The following is a 3,794-nucleotide window of genomic DNA, read 5'->3' on the forward strand; positions in this document are numbered from 1 at the left end:
CGCCTCCGGCTACCGCGCAGACTGGGCGAAAAGGGCGGTTGAATTTCCTATACCCCATGTGTCGCAACGAATGGCACCCGCTCAACCCGTGGGATGCGCGTGTCGATGCGGATACACCGTTGCAGCCCGACGGAATCGGGTCTACCGACCCGACCCGGCGACGAGATCATCCTGATCCAGATAGAAGACGTTGCGGTCCGGGTCTTCGAACATCGCCATGAACCCTCCCCAAGGCTGCCTCGCCGGAGACATCGAGAAATGCACGCCCAACGCCGCCATCCGGGAATGCTCCAAGGTCAGATCGGAAACGCAGAACCCCACGCCCGTATGGCGTCCAACAAGACCCTCTTGTCCCGCATCCGGCACAGCAATTCCCAACCTTGTGCCGCCCGCGGAGAACGCGGCAAAGCGGTGCTGTGGCGAGGAAAACTGGAGCGTCAGGCCAAGCACCTCTGAGTAAAAGCGCGTCGCGACGGCCAGGTCGCTGACGAACACATTGATGTACTGGATTTTCATCATGTCCATGCCTTCGTTTGCGTATCGTGATACTGGGCGGCGGCGCAACGGCGTTGCCCATCGGTATATCGGCAATCATCGGCCGTGCGGTATCGGCATGCGCCGCATGCCCGACGCGGAAGTCCCGGCACGACGCAGGCTTGACCGCCCAGGCCCCGACTGGATGCCGCGCAATGCGAGGAGTTCCGCACCCATTACGCGAGTCGGCTACCCGATCGCACGCCGTTACCTCGCGGGCAATCGGGCGTTCAGCTCGGCCGAAAGGTCCGCTGTCGTGCGCGCGCGCTTTGCCTCCAGACAGTGTGACTTCGCCTGCGATCCGAGCCACTGCTCATAGCCTTCCGTCTTGATCGTTGCGAAGTCGCTCCACCCTCGGATCCGCCCCTCGCCCGTCGACTGAAACTGCCCGCAGAGCATGAAGTACATCGTGCCGTCGTCGCCCTCCTGGTAGCGAAGATGAACGTCGCGAACTTCAACCCGGCGATTCCCTTCACTGACAGTGAAGTCCGACGCCGCCGACGCCAGCAGGAACTCCCGCGTTTCGGCATCGACCGTGACGTTTTCCATCGCGATGGCCGTGCACACGAAGCACAGGAGGAATGCCACGTGGAGCGATCGGTACGGCTTTGCATGATTCATGTCTTGGCCTTCGAGTGGAAAGTGTGAACCCAATGGCAGGCAGGGGATGCCCGGTGATCGACTACGCCCGATGCGTACCGAGCCCTACCGAGAGAAGGGTTCGAGAACGATCGGTTCAGGCGTGTGAACTGGAGCTCCTGGCAAGGCAGAGGATGGCGATCGGACATCCGTGACTCGTGCCCATTTCGTTTCTCGCCATCTCGTCGCGCTGGGGTGGGATCGCGTCTCGGCATCCGGTTGCTCACGTGTTTGCCGGGAGCCAGCCCGGCGCTGCAACCAATGGAAGAAGTCTCGAATCCTCCAGAGCCGCCACGCGATGCCCGATGCCGGAGAGATAGTCCGGATTCGAGGCGAACGCCAGGAACGAGGCGGCACTCGCCTGAAGGACCAACAGGGCCGCGTCCCAGCGCTCGTCGTCTGGCCCGATGAGAAAATGACCTCCCCGCCCATCGAAAAGGACCTTTCCGCCCGAACGCTCGAGAAACGGACGTGTGTGGGCGACATAGCGCCGGTACGCCGCCTCGCCCGAAATCGGGTCCGGCGGTGCGATCGCGGGATAGGCCGAATAATCGGCAACGGATCGAAAGCGCATCAGATTCAACATGACGACCGGTCCGTCGATCATTCTCGAGAAGAACAGGCGGGCGAGTTCCTGCGAGGGCTCCAGGTACGAGGACGTGGCTGGCATGACGTTTCCAAGGGATGAGTAAGGAACGGGAGGCATCGTCCTGACGTGAGGTGTTCTCGATCCGCGCTATCGGGATGCGCGCGCGAGTTCAGGCTGCAGCGCATACGAGCGTCGGGCCTGCCACGGCGCGACTTCCTCCTGTTCGATCAGGGTGATCGCATGAAACGTCACGCTGAGGGAAGGGAGCGCGGCGGCGATGTCCTCAAGAACGAAGACCGCGCTCGACGCGTTCCTCGGATGCAACAGGGTGATGTGAGCTCCCTGGGACTTCGCGCCCGGTCCGAGGATGGACGTCCTCAGATCCTGATAGGCTGCGCAACCCTCGGTTGCACGAAGCAAGACACAGCCGTCGGAGAGGACCCGTGGTCTTCCGAACTGCAGAGTGATTGACGGCGCGCTCAGCGACCGCAGTCGATCCCGAATCATCGGCCATGGCGATAGCTCGTCATCCCGACACAAGGTCACATGCGCCCGGATCAGGGCGTACTGCACCGGGTCCAGCCGCTTCCTGACACGCTCCACGACGGAACGGGCGTCTTCCGGAAGAAACAGCGTCAACTGACGTCTCATCGTTCGCAGCTCCCTGGGCTATCCCCGATCCCATGACGAGCCGGCGCTTGCCCGAGGAAGCGGCGGGCGAGTTCTCGAGCCTGACGTGCGACCCCGAAGCTGAGCGCCGCTTCGGCACGCGCCGCAAACCGTTCGGGCGAGCGTCGGAAGCGCACGCCGATGACGATACTGGCTATCGTCGCGCCGGCGAACAGCACGACGGTCGTCGTTGCGCCGAGCAGGCCGAGCAGGTTGAATCCGAAGCACGCCCAGCTGCGCGATGAGTTGGCGCAGTGCGAGCACGTCGTCGCCGGCGGCGTCCATGACGCGGTCCGCGGCGGCGAGATCGAGCGCGAAGTCCTCGATCGGCAGCGCGTCGCGGATGCGCCGGCTCTCGCCGCGGTAGAACGAGATCGCCACGTTGACCGCGATGCGATGCATCCACGTGGAGAAGCTGGCGCGCCCGTCGAAGCGCTCGTATGCGCGCCACAACTCGATCACGATGTCCTGGATCAGGTCGCCGCGGTCTTCACGTCGCGCGCAGTACGCGCTGGCGATCTTGTAGAGGATCGGTTTGTGCCGTTCGAGCTCGGCAACGAAGCGGTCCTGCGGCGGGAGTGCGGGCACGGCGGTTCCGGTGGGGCGCGCGGATCGGGGATCGATCCGTTGCGAAGGTTATTCGTCGTGGCGGGGGGAAATATCACAGCCGCGGAAAACTCCTTCCCCGGGCATGGCATCGGCGTGGATGCCTTGCCGCTGTCCGCCGCCGCCGATCGCCTGTCCGGCGGACGGCCGGACAGCGGCGGCGGGCGGGAAATCGTATGCAAGCCATTGATTTTAAGTCATGTTGGGAATGGCATGGTCTTCGCATATCGAAGTCCGACTTCTGCTGGACTGCCCCATGATCCGCGACACCTCCGCCCAAGACCGCGTCATCCAGGCCACGCCGGCCGCGAAGACGCGCCGCTACGTCCTCATCGGTGCCGCGGCGCTTGCAGTCCTGCTGCTGTTGTTCGCGCTGCCCACGCTCGGACGCTGGTTCGGTGCCGAGCGTTCCGTCTCGGCCGAGCGCCTGCGGTTCGCCACGGTCGAACGCGGCGACCTGCTGCGCGACGTGTCCGTGCAGGGCCGCGTCGTCGCCGCCGTCAGCCCCACGCTGTATGCGCCGGTGGCCGGCACCGTCACGCTCAAGACCCGCGCCGGCGAAACGGTGAAGCAGGGCGATCCGCTCGCGCTGATCGACTCGCCCGAACTGGCCAATGAACTGGAACGGGAACGCGCCACGCTGCAGGAACTGGAAGTGGAAGTGCAGCGCCAGCGCATCGCCAGCGAACGCCAGAAACTCACACGTGCACCTGCACATGCTGTGGCTGGACGGCGTGTATGAAGAACGCACTGCGTC

At 64.3% G+C, this 3,794-nt stretch carries 6 protein-coding genes; 1 reads left to right on the top strand and 5 read right to left on the bottom strand.

Going from position 1 to position 3,794, the window contains the following annotated elements:
- Positions 1-141: 141 nt before the first annotated feature.
- The 5 genes from V7060_RS18425 to V7060_RS18445 form a co-directional block, all read right to left on the bottom strand.
- Positions 142-525, bottom strand: a complete 384-nt coding sequence (locus tag V7060_RS18425) for a VOC family protein (RefSeq protein WP_292007771.1) — start codon at positions 523-525, stop codon at positions 142-144.
- Between the two features lie 216 nt (positions 526-741).
- Positions 742-1,122: a hypothetical protein gene (locus tag V7060_RS18430; RefSeq protein ID WP_292007770.1), complete on the bottom strand. Its 381-nt coding sequence runs from the start codon at positions 1,120-1,122 to the stop codon at positions 742-744.
- Positions 1,123-1,396: 274 nt separating this feature from the next.
- Positions 1,397-1,843 carry a DUF1330 domain-containing protein gene (locus V7060_RS18435; protein ID WP_292007769.1) on the bottom strand — a complete coding sequence of 149 codons (447 nt, stop codon included), beginning with the start codon at positions 1,841-1,843 and terminating at the stop codon, positions 1,397-1,399.
- 66 nt (positions 1,844-1,909) lie between these two features.
- Positions 1,910-2,401: a 2'-5' RNA ligase family protein gene (locus tag V7060_RS18440; protein WP_292007768.1), complete on the bottom strand. Its 492-nt coding sequence runs from the start codon at positions 2,399-2,401 to the stop codon at positions 1,910-1,912.
- Positions 2,402-2,431: 30 nt separating this feature from the next.
- Entirely contained in the window at positions 2,432-3,019 is a 588-nt protein-coding gene (locus V7060_RS18445) for an RNA polymerase sigma factor (protein WP_292007767.1), read from the bottom strand.
- Positions 3,020-3,293: 274 nt separating this feature from the next.
- Between V7060_RS18445 and V7060_RS18450 the strand changes: the two genes are divergently transcribed.
- On the top strand, positions 3,294-3,779 hold the full coding sequence (locus tag V7060_RS18450) for a biotin/lipoyl-binding protein (protein ID WP_292007759.1): 486 nt from the start codon (positions 3,294-3,296) through the stop codon (positions 3,777-3,779).
- Positions 3,780-3,794 lie beyond the last annotated feature (15 nt).

It is taken from the genome of Pseudoxanthomonas sp., from assembly GCF_036845285.1.
In the GTDB taxonomy this organism is placed as follows: Bacteria; Pseudomonadota; Gammaproteobacteria; order Xanthomonadales; family Xanthomonadaceae; genus Pseudoxanthomonas_A.

Coding starts and splice junctions, on each gene's coding strand:
- V7060_RS18425 (WP_292007771.1), bottom strand. CDS start 525: ATGGACATGATGAAAATCCAGTACATCAATGTGTTCGTCAGCGACCTG.
- V7060_RS18450 (WP_292007759.1), top strand. CDS start 3,294: ATGATCCGCGACACCTCCGCCCAAGACCGCGTCATCCAGGCCACGCCG.
- V7060_RS18435 (WP_292007769.1), bottom strand. CDS start 1,843: ATGCCAGCCACGTCCTCGTACCTGGAGCCCTCGCAGGAACTCGCCCGC.